Here is a 24,782-nt window from a genome sequence, read left to right as displayed (position 1 = left end):
TAGAAAAGTCCAAAAAGGAGCTCTTAATGAATACAAAAGAATTGATTGCTAGCGAATTGGCTAACGTCATTGATAGCCTAGACCAAGAGGCTATTTTAAATTTACTGGAAACCCCTAAAAACTCAGAAATGGGAGACATCGCTTTCCCTGCTTTTTCTCTTGCAAAAGTCGAACGTAAAGCACCTCAAATGATTGCAGCTGAACTGGCTGAAAAAATTAACAGCCAAGCCTTTGAAAAAGTTGTTGCAACAGGACCTTACGTCAACTTTTTCCTTGATAAATCTGCCATTTCTGCTCAAGTATTGCAAGCTGTTATCACTGAAAAAGAACACTATGCTGACCAAAACATTGGTAAACAAGAAAATGTTGTGATCGATATGTCTAGTCCTAATATCGCTAAACCATTCTCTATTGGTCACCTGCGCTCAACTGTTATTGGAGATAGCTTGTCACATATCTTCCAAAAAATCGGTTATCAAACGGTCAAGGTCAACCACTTGGGAGACTGGGGTAAACAGTTTGGGATGTTGATTGTTGCCTACAAAAAATGGGGCGACGAAGAAGCTGTAAAAGCTCATCCAATTGATGAACTTCTTAAACTCTATGTCCGCATCAATGCTGAAGCTGAAAATGACCCTAGCTTAGATGACGAAGCGCGCGAATGGTTCCGTAAACTGGAAAATGGCGACGAGGAAGCTCTCGCACTTTGGCAATGGTTCCGTGATGAAAGTTTGGTGGAATTTAACCGCCTTTACAATGAATTGCAAGTCGAATTTGACAGCTACAACGGGGAAGCCTTCTACAACGATAAGATGGATGCAGTTGTAGACATTCTTTCTGAAAAAGGCCTTCTTGTTGAGTCAGAAGGTGCCCAAGTTGTCAATCTTGAAAAATATGGAATTGAACATCCAGCCCTTATCAAGAAATCGGATGGTGCAACTCTCTATATCACTCGTGACCTGGCTGCAGCCCTTTACCGTAAAAATGAATACCAATTTGCCAAATCTATCTACGTCGTTGGTCAAGAACAATCTGCCCACTTTAAGCAACTCAAAGCTGTCTTACAAGAGATGGGCTACGACTGGAGTGACGACATTACTCACGTTCCTTGTGGTTTGGTTACAAAAGAAGGGAAAAAACTCTCCACTCGTAAAGGGAATGTCATCTTGCTAGAGCCTACTATTGCAGAGGCTGTTAGTCGTGCCAAGGCCCAAATCGAGGCTAAAAATCCTGAACTTGAAAACAAAGACCAGGTAGCGCATGCTGTTGGGGTTGGAGCCATTAAATTCTATGACCTCAAAACCGACCGTACAAATGGATATGACTTCGACCTAGAAGCTATGGTATCCTTCGAGGGTGAAACTGGACCTTACGTTCAATATGCCTACGCTCGTATCCAATCTATCTTGCGCAAAGCAGACTTCAAACCAGAAACAGCTGGCAACTATAGCTTGAATGATGCTGAAAGCTGGGAAATCATTAAACTCATCCAAGATTTCCCACGTATTATCAACCGTGCTGCGGATAACTTTGAACCTTCTATCATTGCTAAATTTGCAATTAGCCTAGCTCAAGCCTTCAACAAATACTATGCACATACACGTATCTTGGATGATAGCCCAGAACGCGACAGCCGTCTAGCTCTCAGCTACGCAACCGCAGTCGTTCTCAAAGAAGCCCTTCGCTTGCTTGGAGTAGAAGCGCCAGAGAAGATGTAAATCGCCAAAGTTACTTGATTGCGGAGCAATCTAAGTAACTAACGCCAAATCCTATCAGGTATTTGGCTAGGCGCTTCACTAGTTTTAGGACATAAATATGATCGATTTATGTCCTAAAACGTCGTAACCAGAGATACTTGCCTAAACGCTTCACTAACTCACCTAACCAAATAATATCGATTTGGTTAGGCTCATGTCGTAATCTTTTAATCACTTTATTGTAAAGTAGTCTAAGTAACTTACACTAAAGACTATACGGACTTTGGTTTAGAGGCCTATCAAAAATCTTATCAAGTTTTGCTAACTTGCTCTGCTACTTTGAATTGACTAATTCGATTTACTCACTACTATTTTTTACCATACAGGGAGATTTCCTATGAGCCAATATGCTTATATCCTCGTTGTAATTAGCTTGGTTTTCCTTTTTCTGCTCAATAAGTACGAGAAGGAGAGACTTCAAAGGCTCTACCAAGAACAACTGTTGAAGGATGAAACATTTAGATCTGACATCAAAGAAAAAATTCACACGACTGAAAATATCAATGATGTCATTGCTTACATCAATAAAACTTATCATCTGGGAATGTTGCTATCAAAAGACATTACAGATCAATTGAAATAAACCTCGTTATTCTTTAAGGAATATCAAAACCGAGACTAAGAGTTTAATACTTAGCCTCGGTTTTTATATAATTTTCAAGTAACAAAGCAACAACTCCCCAGTAATGAAAGTGCAAAATCCCCTAGAATGTGATAAAATAAAAAGAGAACTCTACCAAGGAGGAAAACATGGAAAAACAAACCGTCGCCGTCTTGGGGCCTGGTTCTTGGGGAACTGCCCTTTCACAAGTCTTAAATGACAATGGACACGAGGTACGTATTTGGGGAAATCTTTCCGAGCAAATCAATGAAATTAATACCTATCATACTAACAAGCACTACTTTAAAGATGTCGTTCTAGATGAAAATATCATTGCCTACACCGACTTAGCAGAGGCACTGAAAGATGTAGATGCGATTTTGTTTGTTGTCCCAACAAAAGTGACACGACTTGTTGCCCAACAAGTTGCAAAAACCTTGGACCATAAGGCTATTATCATGCACGCTTCAAAGGGATTAGAGCCTGATAGCCATAAACGATTATCAACCATCCTTGAAGAAGAAATTCCTGAACAGCTCCGCAGTGATATTGTCGTTGTTTCAGGCCCTAGTCATGCAGAAGAAACCATTGTGCGTGACCTAACTTTAATCACTGCTGCTTCTAAAGATTTACAAACAGCTCAATACGTTCAGGAGCTCTTTAGTAATCACTACTTCCGACTTTATACCAATACGGATGTTATCGGGGTTGAAACTGCTGGCGCTCTTAAAAATATTATCGCTGTTGGCGCTGGAGCTTTACATGGTTTGGGATTTGGTGACAATGCCAAGGCAGCCATCATCGCTCGAGGCTTGGCAGAAATTACTCGCTTAGGGGTAGCACTCGGGGCTAATCCATTGACCTATAGCGGCTTATCTGGTGTGGGAGATTTGATCGTAACGGGAACCTCCATCCACTCTCGTAACTGGAGAGCTGGAGATGCCCTTGGTCGTGGAGAATCCCTAGCTGATATAGAAGCTAATATGGGCATGGTAATTGAAGGAATTTCGACGACCCGAGCAGCCTATGAACTAGCGCAAGAACTTGGAGTCTATATGCCGATTACACAAGCCATTTACCAAGTTATTTACCACGGAACCAATATCAAAGATGCCATTTATGACATCATGAACAATGAATTTAAAGCAGAAAATGAGTGGTCTTAACCCTCTAAAGAAAGGATTCTTATGACATCAAAAGTTAGAAAGGCAGTCATCCCTGCCGCTGGACTCGGGACTCGATTTTTACCAGCAACCAAAGCACTTGCTAAAGAAATGTTGCCAATTGTGGACAAACCAACTATCCAATTTATCGTAGAAGAAGCTCTTAAATCAGGTATTGAAGATATTCTGGTTGTCACTGGTAAATCAAAACGTTCTATTGAAGACCACTTTGACTCAAACTTTGAGCTTGAGTACAACCTCAAAGAAAAAGGCAAACATGACTTGCTAAAATTGGTAGACGAAACAACTGGCATTCGCCTTCACTTTATCCGTCAAAGCCATCCTCGTGGTCTTGGCGATGCTGTCTTACAAGCAAAAGCTTTTGTAGGGAATGAGCCCTTTGTTGTCATGCTTGGTGACGACCTAATGGATATCACAGATGACAACGCTGTCCCTTTGACAAAACAATTGATGAATGATTACGAGTCGACTCACGCATCAACAATTGCTGTTATGCCTGTCCCTCATGAAGAAGTTTCAGCATATGGAGTTATCGCTCCTCAAGGCGAAGGAATCAATGGTCTCTATAGCGTCGAAACTTTCGTTGAGAAACCGGCTCCAGAAGAGGCTCCAAGTGATTTAGCCATTATCGGGCGCTATCTGCTCACACCAGAAATTTTTGAGATCCTCGAAAATCAAGCTCCTGGCGCTGGAAATGAAATCCAACTTACCGATGCTATTGATACTCTCAATAAAACACAACGTGTTTTCGCCCGTGAATTTACAGGAGCTCGTTACGACGTCGGGGATAAGTTTGGCTTTATGAAAACATCTATTGACTATGCCCTCAAGCACCCACAAGTCAAAGATGACTTGAAAGATTACATCATCCAACTGGGAAAAGAATTGGCTGAGAAAGAATAACATAAAAAGATAAGGTTCAAAAATGCCTTATCTTTTTTCATTACATAGATTTTCATCCCATTCCCTTGTATAAAAGCAAGACTGCGAGTCCTACGAACAACACTAACGCTACCAGTCTCTGACTGGCACTATACATCCGTCTTTCTCCTCGAACTGGAAAGATAACTGCTAAAAATGCGCCACCAACTGCACCTCCGATATGACCTGCTAGGCTGATTCCTGGAATCAGAACACTTCCAATAATGTTAATCACAAAAAGTGTCAGATAAGATTGCCCTAGCTGTTGGATATAAGGATTACGCGTTGCATAGCGAAGAACAATAATCGCAGCAAATAGCCCATAAAGAGAGGTAGAGGCTCCTGCTGCTAAGGATTTGGGACTAAATACAAAAACAAAGAGATTACCCATCATTCCAGATAAGAGATAGAGAAAGAAAAACTTCTTGGACCCAAAAATTTCCTCTACTTGCCTACCAAGATAATAAAGCGAAAGCATATTAACAATGAAATGCTCCCACCCAATATGAACAAAAATAGCCGAAAAGAGACGCCAAATTTGCTCGGGAAAGAGGCGAATGGCAGGCCCGTACATGGCTCCAAATCGAAATAGAGTATCTGCCCTGTAAAAGTTTCCTCCTGTGGTCACCAACATTAGTAGAAATACCAAGGCCGTCACTAAGAGGAAGAAACTCGTCACAGGGTAACGTCTATCAAAGATTTCCTTCATCAATCAGAACCTCCTCAACAGGAATATCATGATTTTCAGGGATAAAGTCCTGAATTTGACAAGGATATATCGTACTCAAAGTATGACCAGAAAAATATTCCAGATAGCGGTCATAATAACCTCCACCGTATCCAATCCGATATCCTTCCGTCGTAAAAGCCAGACCAGGAACATGAATCAAATCAATCTGAGATGCATCCACTACTTCCAAATCTCCCTGTGGTTCCAGTAATCCAAAGGAAGTTTTTACCAGTTGTTGCGGATTATAGACTACAAAGTCCATGTACCCCTTGGGATAGGTTTTGGGTATCAGAACCTTCTTGTCATCTTTCAGCGCCTGCTCAATTAGTTCCTGCGTTTGAAACTCATGAGGAAAAGAGAGATAGGTTGCGATGACCTTGGCTTCTTGGTAAAAGGGGTGTGTCAAAAATTGATCCGTTAAAGCTAGATCCATAGTAACTTTTTGAGTTCGAGGGATAACCTTCATTTCTTGCAAGACTTGCTTGCGTAATTCTGCTTTCATAGACAATTCCTCTACTCTGCTGCCTTCTTTTTCAGGAAACTAGAAACCGCATCTACCCCAATGGCTAAGGCTTCTTCCTTGGGACTCATCTGAGGGTGATGAAGGGCGTAGGGACTATCGATACCTAGCCAGAACATAACGCCATCTACCTTCGAAAGGAGGTAACCAAAGTCTTCACCTGTCATAGCAGGCTCGATATCAATCAACTCAATCCCCTCTTTTTCTTCAAAGAAGTCCATCAGTTCACGCGCCAAGGCTGGATTATTCTCAACAGGCAGATAACCACCTTGCTTGAGTTCCACTTCGACTTCCATATCGAAGGCAGCTGCAACCCCTTCTGCAACTGTTTTGACCCGCTTTTGCACCAAGAGACTCATGTCCTGTGTCAAGGCCCGAATAGTTCCATGCAAAAAGGCTGTGTCTGTTATGACATTGTTGGTTGTTCCAGCCTGAAAAACGCCAAAAGTCACCACTGCTCCCTCGATTGGATTAACATTGCGACTAACAACTGACTGCACCTGGGTCACAAAGTAACTAGCCGCCACCAAGGCATCATTAGCTTCATGTGGAAAGGCTGCGTGCCCACCTTTTCCTTTGAAACGGATCTTCACCTCGCAAGTTCCTGCAAAGAGTGTATGAGTATTGGTCGCAATCTGACCAACCTTCAAATCTGGACGGACATGGAGGCCATAAAATTGGTCTGGCAACCAGTCTCCAAAAGCACCATCCTCATACATGAGCATACCACCAGCTTCATTTTCTTCAGCAGGCTGAAAAAGAAAGAGCAGATTATTCTTTGGTTGCTCCTCAAGGGCTCGCTCAAGACAGCCCAAAGCAATAGTCATGTGGAAATCATGGCCACAGGCGTGCATACGACCTTGGTGCTGAGAAGCGAAAGGAAGTCCTGTTTGTTCGACGATAGGCAGGCCATCAATGTCTGTTCGCCAACCAATGGTCCGCTCTGGCTGACTTCCCTGCAAATAAACCAAAATCCCTGTCCGCCAAGTACGAACTTGAACAAAAGCCTTGCCCGCAGTCAATTTTTCAATCACATCCAGCAGATAAGCCTGAGTCTTGAACTCCTCCAAGCCAATCTCTGGAATCTGGTGCAAATCTCGTCTAGTCTGAATCAAATCTAACATCTATCTATCCTCCGATATAGCAGAAAGAGGCTGGAAGAAGGGTTCCGCCTCTTTATTACTTTTACAATTATAAGGTACGAAGCGCATCCTCTAGCGCTGTTTTTTGTTGGGTTTGGGCATCAATCTCTTTGATGATACGAGCTGGAACACCTGCTACCACCACGTTTTCTGGGACATCTTGGGTAACGATAGCTCCTGCTGCGACAACTGAACCACTACCGATTTGGACTCCTTCGATAACCACTGCATTAGCACCGATAAGAACATTGTCTCCAACACGGACTGGTTCTGCGCTAGCTGGCTCAATCACACCTGCAAGAACCGCACCTGCACCAACGTGACTGTTTTTCCCAACGATAGCACGGCCACCAAGGATAGCCCCCATGTCAATCATAGTTCCTGCACCAATTTCAGCACCGATATTGATAACAGCTCCCATCATGATAACAGCATTGTCACCAATTTCTACTTGATCACGAATAATAGCACCTGGCTCGATACGGGCGTTGATAGCACGTTTATCTAGCAAGGGAACTGCAGAATTACGAGCATCTTGCTCAACAACATAGTCTTGATTTTCTAACAAACCTTCGAGAAGCGGAGCCACGTCCTTCCAGTCTCCAAATAGGACATTCCCTAATTTGACAACAGAGCTAGGCACAGCAGTTGCAAGTTCCCCCTCAAAGGTTACTTTAACACTGGTTTTCTTTTCAGCATTGGCGATAAATTGGATAATTTCTTGTGCGTTCATTTTTGTAGCAGTCATAAGCGCCTCCTAGTTCATTTTAATGATACCTATTCTACCAAAAAAGGCCTCAAATTTGAAGCCTTTTTGTTTGTTTTTAGGTATGATTTTTAGGGATGTGAGATAAAACGTGCTGTCGGTAAAAGCAAGCCCCTACCGATACAACCTAAAAACACTCTTCACAACTATCTCCCCATGTTTTATTGACCATTCTAGTATAGCACACTTTTAGAATTAAGAAAAGACTTTTTATTTACTTTCTTTCGCTTCTTCTATTGATAAGAAAATCATGGGTAAAATAATCAGGGCCATCGCTAGAAGAAGGGACCAATCCACTACCAAACCTAAAAATAAAACACTCAAGAGAGCAGAAGAGAGAGGTTCACTGGCACTGATAACGGAAACCACCAAAGGAGAAACCAAGAACACAGCCTTCATGGAAATAAAAAAAGCAAAAGCCGTACCAAAGAAAGCGATAATGAGACAAATCAAGATACTCCAAATATCAAGAGTAAAGGAAAGCTGATGCACTGGCGAGAGAACATTGCTAAATAAACCTGCCAAAATCATACCCCACCCAACCGTGGGAACAAAACCATAGCGCTTAGCAAAAGGTTGGGGTAGGATAACATTAAACATAACACCCATGGCGCTCAGCAGACCTGTTATAAGGGCTAGTGGAGTCATAGATAATTGAGAGAGATCACCCTTTGTCGCCATCAAGCAAACACCCAGCATGGCAACCAAAACATAGAAAATAGCGCTTTTTGACGCTCGTTTTTGATAAACCAAGCGATTGTAGAAGAGGATAAAGACTGGACTGATAAACTGTAAAATAGTTGCTGTCGCTGCATTTGAGTATTCTACGCAGAGATAGAAAAAATACTGAACTGAAAAAATCCCCAAAATAGCATAGGCTAAAAAGGGTAGGTAATTTTTCTTATCTCGCCAAATATCTAGCACTTGTGATTTTAATTGCATTGCAGACCAAATGAGCACAATACTCCCTGCCAGTGTCAAACGCATAGAGGTAATCCAGCCAGAAGACACCTGGTAATGAGTAAAGAAATACTCTCCTAGAATCCCACAGATTCCCCAGATTAAGCCAGATAAGAGCGAATAAATAGTTCCTTTAACAATCTTTTTCTGATACTGATTCATACCTTTATTGTAACACGAAAGGACAAAAGAAAAAAGTGGCAATCCATACCACTTTCCTATCTTCTACTATTTGATTGTGTAGGCGATGATGAACTTGATGTACTGCTAGAGCTAGCACTTGAACTACTATTTGAACTAGTACTTGAGCTGGAAGGAGTTGGTAGTGTGCTAACGATACTTGACCAAGCATTTTGATAATCTGACTCACTTCCTCCAATAGCAAAGTGATAGCTTGTCGTAGGAGCTCCCGCCTTGTTAGCCCAATAGCTCGTTACAGTAGAACCTGAAAGATCAACTGTTTTTCCATTAACGGATACTTTGCCTGGCTTCTGCCCTGTAGATCTGAGGACCTGAGATTGGGTCACACTAGAATCAAGATTAAAGCGCTCGTTCCCCCAAATTCCAGGCTCAGCCTGTTGGATAGCATTGACCAAGTAAGCCATATATTTGGCATTTCGATAATGCCCAGCCCCCTTAGCCATTGGGCGGTTATCATCATGCCCTAGCCAACCACCTAGAGTCAATCTTGGTGTTGACAGCATAAGCCACATATTTTCATCTTCATTGGTTGTACCAGTCTTACCAATCCAGTCTGCACGAGCTAAGCTTGAATTGATAGAAGCCAAGTCTGTTTGGAAACTTGAAGTGATTCGAGATGAAATCACCTCACGAAGCAAACTCTGCATAATTGTTGCTGTTGCCTTAGAGTACACTTGAACTGGTTTGTCTTGAAATTCATAGATTACTCTACCGTCAGGTGATTCAATCTTAGAAATCACATGTTTCTGATGGTAAACACCGTTATTAGCAATTGTTTGATAACCATTGGTATGCTGGGCAACTGTGACTTCAATCCCACCACCCATAGGCAGACTTTCGATACCGTACTCTGGAATCTCGTAACCCATTTTCTCCATATAGCCCTTGACATCAACACCCTTCTCGCGAAGCATACGATAGGTCCAATAGGCTGGGATATTCCACGAATAATTCAAGGCTTCTCCCAAAGTCATCATGCCTGTACCTGGACTGTTTACATACATGATAGGATTTCCATTAGAGAATTTTGTCGGATAATTGGACAAGATACTAGCGCTTCCCATCAAACCTTGGTCAATGGCAATACCATAGGCCAACAAAGGCTTGGTTGTAGAGGCTGGCGAGCGCTTAGTGTCAAAGGCGTGATTGTTTTGGTTTGTCTGGTAATTACGACCACCAACAAATCCTAGAACAGCCCCCGTTTTATTGTCCATCAAAACATTCCCTACTTCAGGCTGCCCAGTCGCATCATCTACCAAACGACCGTAGTTAGCAACTGCATTTTGCATGGCGTTATGGATTTTTTTATTGATCGTTGTAGTGATTTTATAGCCGCCATTACTTAGTTCCTGCTCCGCTCGCTCATGATAGGCCTTTTGAATCGACTCGTTTTTCAACTCTTGGCTAGAAACATTGTCTTGCTGGACTAAATAATCATACATCCGATCGGTCGCTTCAGCCATAGCTGTAAAGTAGAGATAATCCCTCGAAACAACATTGACAGTACCTGATGGCAAGAAATCTTGTTTGAGATTATAATCCTTGTATTTGTCGTATTCTTCCCGAGTCAGAGCACCCGTACGGTACATGTTGTAGAGAACATCCTTGGCCCGCTTCAAGCCAAGCTCTAAGTCTTCATCACTCTTTAACTCTCCAGTATTTTCATAAGGAGAATAAGTAATCGGACTCTGTGGCAAACCTGCTAGGAAGGCAGCTTGGGGAATACTCAACTTGTTGACATCGATACCGAAAATTCCTTCAGCAGCTTGCTGGGCACCTGCAATATTCTGTCCTTTATGATTTCGACCAAAGGGAGCAACATTGAGATAGGTGGTCAAGATTTCATCCTTGCTCATGTTGCGTTCCAAGGCAAGGGCATCGACAATTTCTGTAGCCTTACGAGCCAAAGTAGGAGCATCTCCGACCACTTGTTGCTTGATTAGCTGTTGAGTCAAGGTCGAGCCCCCGCTAGATGATCCCAAACCTGCAAAGGTTCCCAAAGTCGCCCGAATCACAGCTTTGGGCACAACCCCATTATGTTCAAGAAAATGTTCGTCCTCAGTTGCAACGATAGCCTTTTTGAGATTGTCTGATATTTCCTCAGATGAAACAGAAGTTCGCAGTAGGTCACTCTCGATAGAAGCAATGACGCTCCCATCTGCATAAACAATTTCTGAGATAGAAGAAACATTTTTGACCTGCTTAACCAAGTCCTCCGCTTGTGGAACCTTGGCCTTGTCAAACAAAGCAACCCCATAACCAAGAGCTACACCGGCACCAAAAAGCCCACCAATAAAGCCTAGAATAAAGAGCGTATTCACAATCCCCTTGATAGCGGCTAAAATGCTACCCAGGATAGGCAAAATTTTCCCACCTGTCTCATTCGACTTCTTCTCTTTTGAGACTTTCTCTGATTTTCTATAATTTAGTTTTGATTTTACTAGCTGGAAAAATTCCAGCATTTTTCGTTTTAATTCATTTAATTGATTTTGCATGGATTTCCTCACTCTATCTATTATACCATAAAAGGGAAACTTTCCATAAAATAGCCACTTTCTTCCCTATTATACTAGGCTATTGCCCAAGTTTGTGATACAATAGTTAGAAACAATAATTTCAAAAAGGAGAAAAGACACATGCACATTTTTGATGAGCTAAAAGAGCGTGGTTTGATTTTTCAAACGACTGATGAAGAAGCTTTGCGTAAAGCCCTAGAAGAAGGTCAAGTTTCTTATTATACTGGCTACGATCCAACTGCTGACAGCCTTCACCTAGGCCACCTTGTCGCAATCTTGACAAGTCGTCGCTTGCAACTAGCAGGTCACAAACCTTATGCGCTCGTTGGCGGTGCCACAGGTCTCATCGGAGATCCGTCCTTCAAAGATGCTGAACGTAGTCTCCAAACAAAAGACACAGTAGATGGCTGGGTCAAGTCTATCCAAGGACAACTTTCTCGTTTTCTTGACTTTGAAAATGGTGAAAATAAGGCTGTCATGGTCAACAACTACGACTGGTTTGGCAGCATCAGCTTCATTGATTTCCTCCGTGATATCGGAAAATACTTTACTGTCAACTACATGATGAGTAAGGAATCTGTGAAAAAACGGATCGAAACAGGGATTTCTTACACTGAGTTTGCCTACCAAATCATGCAAGGGTACGACTTCTTCGTCCTTAACCAAGACCACAACGTAACGCTTCAAATCGGTGGTTCTGACCAGTGGGGAAATATGACAGCTGGTACTGAATTGCTTCGTCGTAAGGCTGACAAGACTGGCCACGTTATCACTGTTCCATTGATCACAGATGCAACTGGTAAGAAATTTGGTAAATCAGAAGGAAACGCAGTCTGGCTCAATCCTGAAAAGACTTCCCCATATGAAATGTACCAATTTTGGATGAACGTTATGGACGCAGACGCTGTTCGCTTCTTGAAAATCTTTACTTTCTTGTCACTTGATGAAATTGAAGACATCCGCAAACAATTTGAAGCAGCGCCACACGAACGCTTGGCTCAAAAAGTCTTGGCTCGTGAAGTCGTCATACTTGTTCACGGAGAAGAAGCTTACAAAGAAGCTCTCAACATCACTGAGCAACTCTTTGCAGGAAACATCAAAAACCTTTCTGTCAAAGAACTCAAACAAGGACTTCGTGGAGTGCCAAACTACCAAGTACAGGCAGACGAAAATCACAACATCGTAGAACTCCTCGTATCTTCTGGTGTGGTTAATTCAAAACGTCAAGCCCGTGAAGATGTTCAAAACGGAGCTATCTACGTCAACGGCGACCGTATCCAAGACCTTGACTATGTCTTAAGTGACGCGGATAAGCTCGAGAACGAACTGACTGTTATCCGCCGTGGTAAGAAAAAATACTTTGTATTGACTTACTAAACTGTTCAACATTTATCTATAAACAAAGGAGTTAACCTCGAGAAAGGTAACTCCTTTTTGTTGTTGATAAGTACATCTATCTAGCCTTAATAGACAGGCTACGCAGGACAATGCGCAAGGTTGTTAGATTATGTAAGATAGAGAGGTTTGAAGGACTGAGCCAATTAAATAAGCCAAAGCCAATTAAACTACTATTTACGACAACGGTATCTTGAATATTCTTCTTGATGAGTATTTGCAAAGATGATGATAGCGAATCCAACTCTTGGAAGAAATCCAAGCGATTATCTAACAATAAGATATCACTCATCTGCTTAGAAATATCTGCACTCTCATTCATCACCACACCGATATCTGATAGGGTTAGAGCAGCTGAGTCATTCAACCCATCCCCAACCATCAAAATAGTGTGACCTGCTTTCTGCAGTTTCTCTACTAACTCAAATTTCCCATCAGGTTTCAAGTCTGTATAGACTTGATCAAAGGGCAAATCTTTGACTAATTCCTCTGTCCTAACCAGGGTGTCCCCTGTGGCCAGAATCAATTTTTTCCCTTGTGCCTTAAGTTTCTCCAAGGCTGCTTTTGCTTCTTTTCTCAAAGGAGTATGAATGTAGAACATTCCAATCAATTCATTCTGATAAGCCAAGAATAAGAGATTGTAGTGACTCTTGTACTCTTCAATTAAAGCATTTTGTTCTGAACTGATATGAATTTGCTCATCCTGCATCAAAACATAATTCCCAATAAGAACTGGTTGGCCATCTATATGAGATTTGATCCCCTTACTTGCGATATATTGGAGTTTCCCATGCATTTCCTCATGTTCAATCCCCTCTATCTCGGCTTGCTTGACGATGGCATTAGCAATAGGATGATAAATGTGTTCCTCAAGACAGGCACTGATTCTGAGAATATCTTCCTCACTATAGTCCCCAAAAGGTAACACCTTTTCAACTATAGGATAGCTAGTTGTGATTGTTCCCGTCTTATCAAACAAGAAGGTATCGACTTCCAGATATTTCTCCAGAACATCCCCATCCTTAATCACCATTTCACGATTCAACCCCTCCTTGATAGCTGTCAAATAAGCTACAGGAGTAGAGATTTTCAAAGCGCAGGAGAAATCGACTAATAGGAAAGAAATAGCCTTAGAAAAAGAACCTGTTAATAGGTAAGTCAGACCAGCACCCAAGAAATTATATTTGACGACCTTGTCCGCCATCTTGATGAAATAGCGTTGTTTCGTTTTCTTGTTTTCTTCAGATTTCTTCATCAACTCAATCAGCTGTAAAATACGGCTGTTCATCTGATTATCGGTTACACGAATACGCAACTCTCCAGTTTCTAGTACTGTATTTGCACAAACCAAATCAGACTCTCTTTTTTCAACTGGAAAACTCTCTCCCGTCAAGGAACTTTCGTTGACCATACCTAAACCTGAAACTACTTGTCCATCAAACAGAATTTCATTTCCTTGAGATAAGATCAAGACATCTCCTACTTGAACATCGGAACTCTTGATACTAACAACCGTATCGCCCTGTACTAAGAATACATCGCTCTCTTTTGCAAGAAGGCTTTGTTCTAAATCTGTTGCCGTTTTTTTCAAGGACCACTGATCTAAATGATTCCCCAAATCAAGCATAAACATGATATTGCTAGCAGTCTTGGATTGGTTCATGAATAAGGACAATAAAATCGCCGAACAGTCCAAGACCTCCATAGTTAGTTCCTTACGCGCTAGTGTTTGATAGGCTTCTCTAATATAGCCAAAAGCCTGATAACAAGTCCATATATAGCGAATAGGATACGGCACAAAACTACGAAAAAGTACACGCTTAATCGCTGCACCTGAAACAATAGAATAAGCACTCTCTTCTCTACGAATGGGAAGAGTCATCAACTCAGAAACTTTTCCTTTATCTATTCTTTTTAAAAAGGCTTCTGCATTGTCTAATACAGAGAAGCCTTCTTTTATACGTAGAGTAAAGTGCTGTTGATCCATGTAAAACTGGATAGACTCAATCCCCTTTTCATCTCTCGCCAAGGAACGAAGATAGTCTTGAATATCCAAGGTGAGCGAGAAAGATGATGATAGTCGGATATGTTGGTATCCTCTATGTAGCACTTTAAAAGACATATTATTCCCCTATAAGGCTATCTAATTGCTCTTCTTTTTTCTCTTGCTCGTACAAATATTTGGCATCTTGCAAGACATCATCTCCATGTTGCTTCACAACAGAAACAGATGCATCTAGCTCGTCCTTTAATTTATAAGCCTTAGCCAAAGCTTTAGAATAACCTTTTTTAGCTTCCTTACTTGCTAAGATTTTCAAACCAAGGGTACCGAATGCAACACCACCTAAAAAGAGTGATGATTTTTTCGCAACTTTTGCGACGCTCAATACTTCTTTTAACATACTTATTTCCTCCTATCTATTATTATATATTAATTTATATATAAAAGCAATTTAATTTTAGTACTCTGAAAAGTAATTATACTACTATTTAATTCTATTACAAATCATCCTAAAGTTGCTTTCATTTGCCTCTTTTGATACACTTAAACTATGAATACAAACCTCAAACCCAAACTTCAACGTTTTACTTCTGCGACTGCCTTTGCCTGTCCTATCTGTCAAGAAAATCTGGCCTTGGTAGAGTCTAGTCTTAAATGTGAGAATCGGCATTCTTTTGACCTAGCAAAATTCGGCTATGTCAATCTAGCCCCTCAAATCAAGCAATCTGCTAACTACGACAAGGAAAATTTTCAAAACCGTCAACAAATCCTAGAGGCTGGATTTTATCAGGCTATCTTAGAGGCTGTATCTGACTTGCTAGCCAGTTCAGAAACTAGCACCACAGTCTTAGATATCGGTTGTGGCGAAGGATTCTATTCTCGCCAACTCCAAGAAACTCATCCTGACAAAACCTTCTATGCCTTTGATATTTCAAAAGATTCTGTCCAAATCGCTGCCAAGAGCGAACCCAACTGGGCAGTCAATTGGTTCGTTGGCGACTTGGCACGACTTCCTATAAAAGACGCTAGCATGGATATCCTGCTTGATATCTTTTCACCTGCCAACTATGGAGAATTTCGTCGCGTTTTATCCAAAGACGGTATCTTGATAAAGGTTATCCCAACTGAAAATCACCTCAAAGAAATCCGTCAGAAGGTACAAGACCAGCTGACAAACAAGGATTATTCTAACCAAGATATTAAAAATCATTTCCAAGAACACTTTACCATCCTATCTAGTCAAACTGCCTCTCTGACTAAGACTATCACAGCAGAACAACTCCAAGCCCTACTCAGCATGACTCCTCTCCTCTTTCACGTTGACCAGACCAAGATTGACTGGAGCCAACTGACAGAGATTACCATCGAAGCAGAGATTTTGGTTGGGAAAGCATTGTAAACTAGACTTCGCAAAAGTAGAAAACTTACTGAAACTCCTCAATATTACGAAAACGCATAAGAACAGGTACTCAAAAACCTTAATCTTATGCGTTTTGTTATGCAAAAATCGCTGGAGTTTCTATACACATTAAGGGGAAATAGTTGAAACCAATTCTTTTAATAACCATTGAATACCATATAGTACATTTACCCCAAATATGATATAGGCCGTATAAATCAAGTATTTCGATTTCTCCCGTCTCAAAGAATAAATCTTGTACAAAATAGATAAATTTAAAATAATAAATAACAGAGACAAAATCTTCCCCCAAAAATCAATCATAAAAGTAGGCAGTCAAGCATAGTTCTAATCTTTATTTTCGATTCGAGATAACAAACTTATCAATAAATAGCAAGTGATATAATGCAAGTGTAATTCCAAATAAGCACCCATGATAAGAGATTTCTTGATGGGTAAGGGGGAAAAGAGTATCATTACCCGCCAAGAGGCATGTCAAAATAACAAATAAAATCCAAAATAAATCCGTCCATTTATATTTTGAAAAATATTTTTTCCACATAAAAACACCTTCTTTCCTACAATCATATTATAACAATTTATGTAAGCGAATACAAGAGATATGAGGTAATCAACTACGAAGAAATATAAGGCTGAAGACAGTAAAAACCAGCATTTTAAGCCTTAACTGTATCTAGGATTTCCCTATTTTTAGACAGAATTAACCAAAATCCACAGCATTTAAAAAAGCGAATTTCAATCGAAACTCGCTTTTTTACAAAATGTATTAGTATAAATTTGTATCTTAGTTCAAGTGCCAGATATCTTCGTTATACTGAGCAATTGTACGGTCAGATGAGAAGAACCCTGCTTTAGAAATGTTAACGATGACTTTATCCAACCATGCGTCACGGTCTTCGTAGTCAGCCAACATTTGCTCTTTAACCTTGATGTAGTCTTCCAAGTCAAGAAGAGTCATGAACCAGTCTTTGTTGATCAATTCATTGTAAAGACGTTCCAAGCGCTCTTTGTTTCCAGCTGCAAGAACTGCATCGCTAACGATGAAGTCAACCAATGGTTTGATAGCTTTACGAGCGTAGAATTCGCTTGATTTGTAAGCTGCTTTTGCGTAAAGGTCGATAACAGTTTCTGAATCTTCACCGAAAATGTAGATGTTTTCGTCGCCAACCAACTCAGCGATTTCCACGTTAGCACCGTCCATAGTACCAAGAGTCAAAGCTCCGTTCAACATGAATTTCATGTTACCAGTACCTGAAGCTTCTTTAGAAGCAAGTGAGATTTGTTCTGAGATATCACATGCTGGGATAAGGAAGCTTGCTGCAGTAACGTTGTAGTTTTCAACCATAACTACTTGCAAGTGTGGAGCTACTGCTGGATCGTTAGCAATAACTTCTGACATGCAAAGAATCAAGTGGATGATGTCTTGAGCGATTGTGTAGGCTGGAGCTGCTTTACCACCAAAGAAGATTGTGATTGGGCGAGCAGGGATGTTACCAGCTTTGATGTCAAGGTATTTGTGGATCACGTACAAAGCGTTCATTTGTTGGCGTTTGTACTCGTGAAGACGTTTGATTTGGATATCAAAGATAGAGTTTGGATTGATTTCCACACCTTGGTGTTCTTTCAAGTGACGAGCCAATTTACGTTTGTTGTGAGCCTTGATGCTTTCCAATTTTTCTTTGACAGCTGCTTTGTCTTCATAAGACAAGAGTTTTTCAAGCTCATCTGCTTCATGGTGCCAACCATCTCCAAGAATCTCATCCAAGTAGTGAGACAATCGTGGGTTAGCATGCATGAGCCAACGACGGAAAGTAATACCGTTTGTTTTGTTGTTGAATTTTTCTGGGTAAAGGTCGTAGAAAGCTTTCAACTCAGAGTTCTTCAAGATTTCAGTGTGGAGTGCCGCTACCCCGTTAACACTGTATCCGTAGTGGATATCCATGTGAGCCATGTGAACACGTCCGCTCTCATCGATAATTTGAACAGCTGGATCTTTGTATTCTGCTTTCACGCGACGGTCCAATTCTTCGATGATTGGTACCAAGTGAGGAACCACTTCTTGCAAGAATTCAAGAGGCCATTTTTCAAGAGCTTCAGCAAGAATTGTGTGGTTAGTGTAGGCAGTCATGCTACGAACGATTGAGATTGCTTCGTCAAGCTCGATACCACGTGCAGTCAAAAGACGGATCAATTCAGGGATAACCATTGATGGGTGAGTATCGTTGATTTGTACAACTGCGTAGTCAGCAAGGTCATGCAAGTTGCTTCCTTTTTCGATTGCTTCGTCAATGATCAATTGCGCACCGTTTGAAACCATGAAGTATTGTTGGAAGATACGGAGCAATTCACCTTGACGGTCACTATCATCTGGGTAAAGGAAGAGAGTCAAGTTGCGAGCGATATCTGTCTTGTCAAAGCTGATACCGTCTTTAATAATAGAAGAATCAACTGAATCCAAGTCAAACAAACGCAAGCGGTTCTTCGTTTCTGTCTTGTAACCAGGAACATCAATATCATAAAGAGTTGATGTCAAAGTAAAGTCTGCAAATGGTACTTGGTAGCTACGGCTTGAGCGAACCAACCAGTTTTGCTCTGTCAACCATGCATTTGGAATTGTTTCTTGTTGGTTGTTTTTAAGAACTTGTTGGAAAAGACCAAAGTGGTAGTTAAGACCAACACCGTCACCATTCAAACCAAGAGTAGCAATTGAGTCGATAAAGCAGGCAGCCAAACGTCCCAAACCACCATTACCAAGAGATGGTTCTAATTCAACTTCTTCAACTTCGATCAAGTCTTTACCTGCAGCAGCAAGTTCTTTTTTGACATCGTCGTAAAGACCAAGGTTGATCAAGTTGTTTGACAAGAGTTTACCAATCAAGAACTCAGCTGAGATGTAGTAAACTTTTTTCTTACCGGTGTTAACTGGTTTTTGGCTGCTTGCAAGCTTGCTGTAGTTAAGAAGAGCAAGGTAAAGCTCTTCATTGCTACATTCTGCAATGGTTTTATTGTAACGATTTTGTACAAATTCTTGTAGTGATAACATGTTTAAGATGTCTCCTGATATTGTATTATTTCTTTAATTCTACCAAATTTTCATTAATTCGGCGATAGATTGTTGTCAAGTCAAGCAAACCTTCCTCGACAGCTGGTGTCAATTGTTCTTCAGTCATACGCCAAGACCAGTTTCCACCAAGGGTAGATGGGAAGTTCATACGAGCTGTCTCATCCAATTCTAGCAAATCTTGCATAGTTGCAATTGCCATGAAGCTAACTGATGAAAAGACTGTACGAAGCATAGCGTGTGGAACTGTTTCGTATTCTTTACGGTTAGTATAGCGAGCCATGTACTCACGAGTAGCATCATCAATCTCGTTACGGTACCAACCAAGGACCGTGTTGTTATCGTGTGTTCCTGTGTACATAACTGAGTTAGCAGGTGCCAAGTGTGGGCTATCGATACTTTCGTCTTCTGGATTGAAAGCAAATTGAAGAATCTTCATTCCTGGGAAGCCAGTACGTTCACGCAACTCAATAACTTCATCTGTCATGAAGCCAAGGTCTTCTGCGATGATGTTTAGCTCACCAAGTTCTTCCTTAACGGCTGCAAAAAGCTTGTAGCCCGGACCTTTCACCCACTCACCAGGTGCTGCTGTATCGGAACCAGCAGGGATTTCCCAGTAAGATTCGAAACCACGGAAGTGGTCGATACGAACGATATCGTAGATTTTGAAGCTTTCACGCAAGCGTTCAATCCACCATTTGTAGCTGTCTTTGTCCATTGCTTCCCAATCATAGATTGGGTTACCCCAAAGCTGACCAGTTGCAGAAAACTCATCTGGTGGGCATCCTGCGATGCAAGTAGCCTTACCGTTGACATCTGTTTTGAAGAGATGTGGATTTGCCCACATATCGCTTGAATCTTCCGCTACATAGATTGGCATATCCCCAACGATTTCGATGTGGTTGTCGTTAGCGTAAGCTTTCAATTTCAACCATTGTTGGAAGAAGAAGTATTGAGTCACACGGTGGTAAACCAACTTGTCTGCCAATTGCTCACGGTAGCTTTCAAGTGCTGAAGCTTTACGAGCACGAGCATCTGCATCTGGCCATTCAGTCCAAGCAAGATTTTCAAAATGCTCTTTGATAGCCATATACTCAGCAAAGAGCTCAAGCCATGATTGGTTGTCTTGAGCAAACTTCTCAAAATCTTTAACATCTCCGACTTCAAAGAAACGTTTCACCGCTTTTTCTAAAAGAGGACGACGTGCATAGTAGATTTTAGCATAGTCAACTTCAGACGCATCGCTACCAAAGTCAACTCCTTCAAGGTCACTTGCTTCCAACAAACCTTGCTCCACCAAGATATCCAAGTCGATAAAATGAGTATTTCCTGCAAAGGCTGAGAAAGACTGGTAAGGAGAATCTCCGTAACTAGTTGTTCCTAATGGAAGGATTTGCCAGTAACGTTGTTTTGTACGAACCAAGAAATCAACGAAGTCGTAAGCACTTTGACCAAATGATCCGATTCCGTATGCTCCTGGAAGAGAAGAGATGTGCATCAACACACCACTTTGACGTTTTTTCATAATAAGCACCTCATGTGTTTATAGTTAGATATTACATTTTTACGAACGCAAACGTTTGCGCTATTATTAGTATATCTCATTTTTTTGATAAATGCAAGCGGTTTTAAAAAACTTTTTTATTATTTTTTTAAAGGTTTTTCTTCTTACTTGTATATATATTCTTTATAAAAAAATAAAACCTTATAGAAAACTTCTCTTATTCCATCTCGAAACATATTGAACCTATTTCTCATATCTAGATCAAGCAATCGTTTTCTCTCTATTTGAATTATTCATGGGAGGAAAATATTTTATAATCTTTCTTCTATTATATGCTGTTTAAGCGTTTACTTTTCTGTCAAATTTTTTAAAATTTTTTCAAAAAAAGCTTGCAACCGTTTTCTATTTGTGTTATACTAGTGCCATAAAGGAAAACGTTTGCGTTTCCTCATTATAAAATTTGTTATTCTTTAGGAGGAATACACTATGTCATCTAAATTCATGAAGAGCGCTGCTGTGCTTGGAACTGTTACACTTGCTAGCTTGCTTTTGGTAGCTTGTGGAAGCAAACCTGCTGAAAAAGCTGCTGATGCTGGTTCATCTGCAGGGAAAGAAATCACTCTTTACGTTGAAGACCAATACAAAGCTTTCGCTGAAACAGTTGCTAAAGCTTACGAAAAAGAGTCAGGAACAAAAGTTAACATCAAATCTGGTGACCAACTTGGTGGTCTTGACAAACTTTCTCTTGACAACCAATCAGGTCAAGCTGCTGACGTTATGATGGCACCATACGACCGTGTAGGTAGCCTTGGTACTGACGGACAACTTTCAGAAGTTAAATTGAGCGACGGCGCTAAAACAGATGATAAAACTAAATCTCTTGTAACAGCTGCTGACGGTAAAGTTTACGGTGCTCCTGCCGTTATCGAGTCACTTGTTATGTACTACAACAAAGACTTGGTAAAAGAAGCTCCAAAAACCTTTGCTGACTTAGAAAACCTTGCTAAAGATAGCAAATACGCATTCGCTGGAGAAGATGGAAAAACTTCTGCTTTCCTAGCTGACTGGACAAACTTCTACTTTGCATACGGACTTCTTGCTGGTAACGGTGCTTACGTATTCGGACAAAACGGTAAAGACGCTAAAGACATCGGTCTTGCAAACGACGGTTCTATCGCAGGTATCAACTATGCTAAATCTTGGTACGAAAAATGGCCTAAAGGTATGCAAGATGGTACAGCTGCTGGAAACTTAATCCAAACTCAATTCCAAGAAGGTAAAACAGCTGCTATTATCGATGGACCTTGGAAAGCTCAAGCCTTCAAAGATGCTAAAGTAAACTACGGTGTTGCAACTATCCCAACTCTTCCAAACGGAAAAGACTACGCAGCATTCGGTGGTGGTAAAGCTTGGATCATCCCATCAAGCACTAAGAACCTTGAAGGAGCACAAAAATTTGTAGACTTCCTTGTTTCAACTGAACAACAAAAAGCCTTCTACGATAAAACTAACGAAATCCCAGCTAACACTGAAGCTCGTTCATACGCTGAAGGTAAAAACGATGAGTTGACAACAGCTGTTATCAAACAGTTCAAGAACGCTCAACCAATGCCAAACATCTCTCAAATGTCTGCAGTTTGGGAACCAGCTGCTAACATGCTCTTTGACTCTGTAAGCGGTAAGAAAGACGCTAAAACAGCTGCTAACGATGCTGTAACATTGATTAAAGAAACAATCAAACAAAAATTTGGTGAATAAAAAATTTGTTCAAGGGGGGTGGAATTTAAATCCCCCTTTGAATTTATCAATAGAAAAAACATATATAGTTTAGGTTTTGATTAGAAACCAGTATCCTATGAAAGGAGTTATTATGGAAAAGCAACAACCTAGTAAAGCAGCCCTGCTGTCTATCATTCCTGGGTTAGGACAGATTTACAATAAACAAAAAGCCAAAGGTTTTATCTTCCTTGGTGTAACCATCGTATTTGTCCTTTATTTCCTAGCACTTGCAGCCCCTGAATTAAGCAATCTCATCACTCTTGGTGACAAGCCAGGTCGTGACAATTCACTCTTTATGCTGATTCGTGGTGCCTTCCATTTAATCTTTGTAGTCGTTTATGTGCTCTTTTATTTCTCAAATATTAAAGATGCACATACAATCGCAAAACGTATTAACAATGGAATTCCAGTACCACTTACGCTAAAAGATATGATCAAAGGAATCTATGAAAATGGCTTCCCTTACCTCTTGATCATTCCATCTTATATTGCAATGACTTTTGCGATTATCTTCCCAGTTATCGTAACCTTGATGATCGCCTTTACCAACTATGACTTCCAACACTTGCCACCAAACAAATTGTTGGACTGGGTTGGTTTGACCAACTTTACGAACATCTGGAGTTTGAGTACCTTCCGTTCTGCCTTTGGTGCCGTTCTTTCTTGGACTATCATCTGGGCTTTGGCTGCCTCAACTTTACAGATCGTCATCGGTATCTTCACAGCTATCATTGCTAACCAACCATTTATCAAAGGAAAACGTATCTTTGGTGTTATTTTCCTTCTTCCTTGGGCTGTCCCAGCCTTCATCACTATCTTGACATTCTCAAACATGTTTAACGATAGTGTCGGAGCAATCAACACTCAAGTATTGCCAATCTTGGCTAAATTCCTTCCTTTCCTTGATGGAGCTCTTATTCCTTGGAAAACAGACCCAACTTGGACTAAGATTGCCTTGATTATGATGCAAGGTTGGCTTGGATTCCCATACATCTACGTTTTGACTTTGGGTATCTTACAATCTATTCCTAACGACCTTTACGAAGCAGCTTATATTGACGGTGCCAATGCTTGGCAAAAATTCCGCAACATCACTTTCCCAATGATCTTGGCCGTTGCGGCACCTACTTTGATTAGCCAATACACCTTCAACTTTAACAACTTCTCTATCATGTACCTCTTCAATGCTGGAGGACCTGGTAGTGTCGGTGGTGGAGCTGGTTCAACCGATATCTTGATCTCATGGATTTACCGTTTGACAACAGGTACATCTCCTCAATACTCTATGGCGGCAGCTGTTACCTTGATTATCTCTATCATTGTCATCTCAATCTCTATGATCGCATTCAAGAAACTACACGCATTTGATATGGAGGACGTCTAAGATGAATAACTCAATCAAACTCAAACGTAGACTGACTCAAACCCTTACTTACCTTTACCTGATTGGTCTATCAATTGTGATTATCTATCCACTTTTGATTACTATCATGTCAGCCTTCAAGACTGGTAACGTAGTAGCCTTTAAACTAGACAGCAACGTTGACTTTAGTTTTGCTAACTTCCAAGGGCTCTTCTCTGAAACCTTGTACGGTACTTGGTACCTCAACACTTTAATTATCGCCTTGATTACCATGGCTGTCCAAACAAGTATCATCGTACTTGCTGGTTATGCTTACAGCCGTTACAACTTCTTGGCTCGTAAACAAAGTTTGGTCTTCTTCTTGATTATCCAAATGGTGCCAACCATGGCCGCTTTGACAGCCTTCTTCGTTATGGCACTTATGTTGAACGCCCTTAACCATAGCTGGTTCCTCATCTTCCTTTATGTTGGTGGAGGTATCCCGATGAATGCTTGGTTGATGAAAGGTTACTTCGATACAGTGCCAATGTCTCTAGACGAATCTGCAAAACTAGACGGTGCAGGACACTTCCGCCGCTTCTGGCAAATTGTTCTTCCACTTGTTCGCCCAATGATCGCTGTACAAGCTCTCTGGGCCTTCATGGGACCTTTCGGAGACTACATCCTCTCTAGTTTCTTGCTTCGTGAGAAAGAATACTTTACTGTTGCCGTTGGTCTCCAAACCTTCGTTAACAATGTGAAAAACATGAAGATTGCCTACTTCTCAGCAGGTGCTATCCTCATCGCCCTTCCAATCTGTATTCTCTTCTTCTTCCTACAAAAGAACTTTGTTTCAGGACTTACAAGTGGTGGCGACAAGGGATAATCTATCCCCGCCACCCTTTTCTTATTGTTACAAAATCTATACTAACAACAAGCAATTTACCCCTAGACTTGAAATAAAGCACATTTCTCTATATA

General features: G+C 41.0%; 20 protein-coding genes. 9 read left to right on the top strand and 11 right to left on the bottom strand.

Annotation, left to right across the window (positions count from 1 at the left end; all coding sequences use genetic code 11):
- The first annotated feature begins 26 nt into the window (after positions 1 to 26).
- The 4 genes from argS (at position 27) to galU (ending at position 4,445) form a co-directional block, all read left to right on the top strand.
- The gene (gene argS, locus RWP09_RS08960; RefSeq protein WP_314436800.1) at positions 27 to 1,718 is read left to right on the top strand and encodes an arginine--tRNA ligase; all 1,692 of its coding nucleotides are present in this window, start codon (positions 27 to 29) and stop codon (positions 1,716 to 1,718) included.
- A gap of 376 nt (positions 1,719 to 2,094) precedes the next feature.
- Positions 2,095 to 2,340, top strand: coding sequence for a hypothetical protein (locus RWP09_RS08955; RefSeq protein ID WP_020903404.1), 246 nt, complete (start codon positions 2,095 to 2,097; stop codon positions 2,338 to 2,340).
- Positions 2,341 to 2,507: 167 nt separating this feature from the next.
- The gene (locus tag RWP09_RS08950; RefSeq protein ID WP_314436795.1) at positions 2,508 to 3,524 is read left to right on the top strand and encodes an NAD(P)H-dependent glycerol-3-phosphate dehydrogenase; all 1,017 of its coding nucleotides are present in this window, start codon (positions 2,508 to 2,510) and stop codon (positions 3,522 to 3,524) included.
- Between the two features lie 21 nt (positions 3,525 to 3,545).
- Complete coding sequence (gene galU, locus RWP09_RS08945) at positions 3,546 to 4,445, top strand: UTP--glucose-1-phosphate uridylyltransferase GalU (RefSeq protein ID WP_314436793.1); 900 nt, start codon at positions 3,546 to 3,548, stop codon at positions 4,443 to 4,445.
- A 52-nt stretch (positions 4,446 to 4,497) separates the two neighbouring features.
- Here the strand turns inward: galU and RWP09_RS08940 are convergent, their stop codons facing one another.
- The 6 genes from RWP09_RS08940 to pbp1b form a co-directional block, all read right to left on the bottom strand.
- Entirely contained in the window at positions 4,498 to 5,172 is a 675-nt protein-coding gene (locus tag RWP09_RS08940) for a rhomboid family intramembrane serine protease (RefSeq protein ID WP_314436790.1), read from the bottom strand.
- Positions 5,156 to 5,695, bottom strand: coding sequence for a 5-formyltetrahydrofolate cyclo-ligase (locus tag RWP09_RS08935; protein WP_314436787.1), 540 nt, complete (start codon positions 5,693 to 5,695; stop codon positions 5,156 to 5,158). The genes RWP09_RS08940 and RWP09_RS08935 overlap by 17 nt, the downstream gene beginning before the upstream one ends.
- Before the next feature lie 11 nt (positions 5,696 to 5,706).
- A complete protein-coding gene (locus tag RWP09_RS08930; RefSeq protein ID WP_314436783.1) occupies positions 5,707 to 6,837 on the bottom strand; it encodes an N-acetyldiaminopimelate deacetylase in 1,131 nt (376 codons plus the stop codon).
- 67 nt (positions 6,838 to 6,904) lie between these two features.
- Positions 6,905 to 7,603 (bottom strand): 2,3,4,5-tetrahydropyridine-2,6-dicarboxylate N-acetyltransferase, encoded by a 699-nt coding sequence (gene dapD, locus RWP09_RS08925; protein ID WP_313969946.1) that lies wholly within the window; start codon positions 7,601 to 7,603, stop codon positions 6,905 to 6,907.
- A 228-nt stretch (positions 7,604 to 7,831) separates the two neighbouring features.
- A complete protein-coding gene (locus tag RWP09_RS08920) occupies positions 7,832 to 8,743 on the bottom strand; it encodes a DMT family transporter (RefSeq protein ID WP_314436780.1) in 912 nt (303 codons plus the stop codon).
- Positions 8,744 to 8,799: 56 nt separating this feature from the next.
- Entirely contained in the window at positions 8,800 to 11,277 is a 2,478-nt protein-coding gene (gene pbp1b, locus RWP09_RS08915) for a penicillin-binding protein PBP1B (RefSeq protein ID WP_314436777.1), read from the bottom strand.
- 141 nt (positions 11,278 to 11,418) lie between these two features.
- Between pbp1b and tyrS the strand changes: the two genes are divergently transcribed.
- Positions 11,419 to 12,675 carry a tyrosine--tRNA ligase gene (gene tyrS, locus RWP09_RS08910; RefSeq protein WP_314436776.1) on the top strand — a complete coding sequence of 419 codons (1,257 nt, stop codon included), beginning with the start codon at positions 11,419 to 11,421 and terminating at the stop codon, positions 12,673 to 12,675.
- Positions 12,676 to 12,751: 76 nt separating this feature from the next.
- Here tyrS and RWP09_RS08905 read toward each other — a convergent pair whose 3' ends face one another.
- Complete coding sequence (locus RWP09_RS08905) at positions 12,752 to 14,815, bottom strand: heavy metal translocating P-type ATPase (RefSeq protein WP_314436773.1); 2,064 nt, start codon at positions 14,813 to 14,815, stop codon at positions 12,752 to 12,754.
- Between the two features lies 1 nt (position 14,816).
- Positions 14,817 to 15,095 (bottom strand): DUF6110 family protein, encoded by a 279-nt coding sequence (locus tag RWP09_RS08900; RefSeq protein ID WP_000910903.1) that lies wholly within the window; start codon positions 15,093 to 15,095, stop codon positions 14,817 to 14,819.
- 150 nt (positions 15,096 to 15,245) lie between these two features.
- Between RWP09_RS08900 and RWP09_RS08895 the strand changes: the two genes are divergently transcribed.
- A complete protein-coding gene (locus RWP09_RS08895; protein WP_314436770.1) occupies positions 15,246 to 16,094 on the top strand; it encodes a putative RNA methyltransferase in 849 nt (282 codons plus the stop codon).
- Between the two features lie 355 nt (positions 16,095 to 16,449).
- Here RWP09_RS08895 and RWP09_RS08890 read toward each other — a convergent pair whose 3' ends face one another.
- The 3 genes from RWP09_RS08890 to malQ form a co-directional block, all read right to left on the bottom strand.
- On the bottom strand, positions 16,450 to 16,656 hold the full coding sequence (locus tag RWP09_RS08890) for a hypothetical protein (protein ID WP_000265675.1): 207 nt from the start codon (positions 16,654 to 16,656) through the stop codon (positions 16,450 to 16,452).
- Between the two features lie 243 nt (positions 16,657 to 16,899).
- The gene (gene glgP, locus RWP09_RS08885; protein WP_000950148.1) at positions 16,900 to 19,158 is read right to left on the bottom strand and encodes a glycogen/starch/alpha-glucan family phosphorylase; all 2,259 of its coding nucleotides are present in this window, start codon (positions 19,156 to 19,158) and stop codon (positions 16,900 to 16,902) included.
- A 25-nt stretch (positions 19,159 to 19,183) separates the two neighbouring features.
- Entirely contained in the window at positions 19,184 to 20,701 is a 1,518-nt protein-coding gene (gene malQ / locus RWP09_RS08880; RefSeq protein WP_314436763.1) for a 4-alpha-glucanotransferase, read from the bottom strand.
- Positions 20,702 to 21,166: 465 nt separating this feature from the next.
- Here malQ and RWP09_RS08875 point away from each other — a divergent pair, with 465 nt between their 5' ends.
- The 3 genes from RWP09_RS08875 to RWP09_RS08865 all read left to right on the top strand — a co-directional run bounded on the left by RWP09_RS08875 (position 21,167) and on the right by RWP09_RS08865 (position 24,687).
- Positions 21,167 to 22,438, top strand: a complete 1,272-nt coding sequence (locus RWP09_RS08875; RefSeq protein ID WP_102211543.1) for an extracellular solute-binding protein — start codon at positions 21,167 to 21,169, stop codon at positions 22,436 to 22,438.
- Positions 22,439 to 22,550: 112 nt separating this feature from the next.
- Positions 22,551 to 23,843, top strand: a complete 1,293-nt coding sequence (locus tag RWP09_RS08870) for a carbohydrate ABC transporter permease (RefSeq protein ID WP_042900153.1) — start codon at positions 22,551 to 22,553, stop codon at positions 23,841 to 23,843.
- 1 nt (position 23,844) lies between these two features.
- Positions 23,845 to 24,687 carry a sugar ABC transporter permease gene (locus RWP09_RS08865; protein ID WP_042900152.1) on the top strand — a complete coding sequence of 281 codons (843 nt, stop codon included), beginning with the start codon at positions 23,845 to 23,847 and terminating at the stop codon, positions 24,685 to 24,687.
- Positions 24,688 to 24,782 lie beyond the last annotated feature (95 nt).

The sequence above is a fragment of the uncultured Streptococcus sp. genome (assembly GCF_963521255.1).
Lineage (GTDB): Bacteria > Bacillota > Bacilli > Lactobacillales > Streptococcaceae > Streptococcus.
Note: the sequence above shows the minus strand (reverse complement) of the source record. Positions and strands in the feature narration are given on the sequence as shown.

What these genes read in the sequence shown, in the direction of transcription:
- argS (WP_314436800.1), top strand. Translation starts at nt 27, where the DNA reads ATGAATACAAAAGAATTGATTGCTAGCGAATTGGCTAACGTCATTGAT.
- RWP09_RS08955 (WP_020903404.1), top strand. Translation starts at nt 2,095, where the DNA reads ATGAGCCAATATGCTTATATCCTCGTTGTAATTAGCTTGGTTTTCCTT.
- RWP09_RS08950 (WP_314436795.1), top strand. Translation starts at nt 2,508, where the DNA reads ATGGAAAAACAAACCGTCGCCGTCTTGGGGCCTGGTTCTTGGGGAACT.
- galU (WP_314436793.1), top strand. Translation starts at nt 3,546, where the DNA reads ATGACATCAAAAGTTAGAAAGGCAGTCATCCCTGCCGCTGGACTCGGG.
- RWP09_RS08940 (WP_314436790.1), bottom strand. Translation starts at nt 5,172, where the DNA reads ATGAAGGAAATCTTTGATAGACGTTACCCTGTGACGAGTTTCTTCCTC.
- RWP09_RS08935 (WP_314436787.1), bottom strand. Translation starts at nt 5,695, where the DNA reads ATGAAAGCAGAATTACGCAAGCAAGTCTTGCAAGAAATGAAGGTTATC.
- RWP09_RS08930 (WP_314436783.1), bottom strand. Translation starts at nt 6,837, where the DNA reads ATGTTAGATTTGATTCAGACTAGACGAGATTTGCACCAGATTCCAGAG.
- dapD (WP_313969946.1), bottom strand. Translation starts at nt 7,603, where the DNA reads ATGACTGCTACAAAAATGAACGCACAAGAAATTATCCAATTTATCGCC.
- RWP09_RS08920 (WP_314436780.1), bottom strand. Translation starts at nt 8,743, where the DNA reads ATGAATCAGTATCAGAAAAAGATTGTTAAAGGAACTATTTATTCGCTC.
- pbp1b (WP_314436777.1), bottom strand. Translation starts at nt 11,277, where the DNA reads ATGCAAAATCAATTAAATGAATTAAAACGAAAAATGCTGGAATTTTTC.
- tyrS (WP_314436776.1), top strand. Translation starts at nt 11,419, where the DNA reads ATGCACATTTTTGATGAGCTAAAAGAGCGTGGTTTGATTTTTCAAACG.
- RWP09_RS08905 (WP_314436773.1), bottom strand. Translation starts at nt 14,815, where the DNA reads ATGTCTTTTAAAGTGCTACATAGAGGATACCAACATATCCGACTATCA.
- RWP09_RS08900 (WP_000910903.1), bottom strand. Translation starts at nt 15,095, where the DNA reads ATGTTAAAAGAAGTATTGAGCGTCGCAAAAGTTGCGAAAAAATCATCA.
- RWP09_RS08895 (WP_314436770.1), top strand. Translation starts at nt 15,246, where the DNA reads ATGAATACAAACCTCAAACCCAAACTTCAACGTTTTACTTCTGCGACT.
- RWP09_RS08890 (WP_000265675.1), bottom strand. Translation starts at nt 16,656, where the DNA reads ATGTGGAAAAAATATTTTTCAAAATATAAATGGACGGATTTATTTTGG.
- glgP (WP_000950148.1), bottom strand. Translation starts at nt 19,158, where the DNA reads ATGTTATCACTACAAGAATTTGTACAAAATCGTTACAATAAAACCATT.
- malQ (WP_314436763.1), bottom strand. Translation starts at nt 20,701, where the DNA reads ATGAAAAAACGTCAAAGTGGTGTGTTGATGCACATCTCTTCTCTTCCA.
- RWP09_RS08875 (WP_102211543.1), top strand. Translation starts at nt 21,167, where the DNA reads ATGTCATCTAAATTCATGAAGAGCGCTGCTGTGCTTGGAACTGTTACA.
- RWP09_RS08870 (WP_042900153.1), top strand. Translation starts at nt 22,551, where the DNA reads ATGGAAAAGCAACAACCTAGTAAAGCAGCCCTGCTGTCTATCATTCCT.
- RWP09_RS08865 (WP_042900152.1), top strand. Translation starts at nt 23,845, where the DNA reads ATGAATAACTCAATCAAACTCAAACGTAGACTGACTCAAACCCTTACT.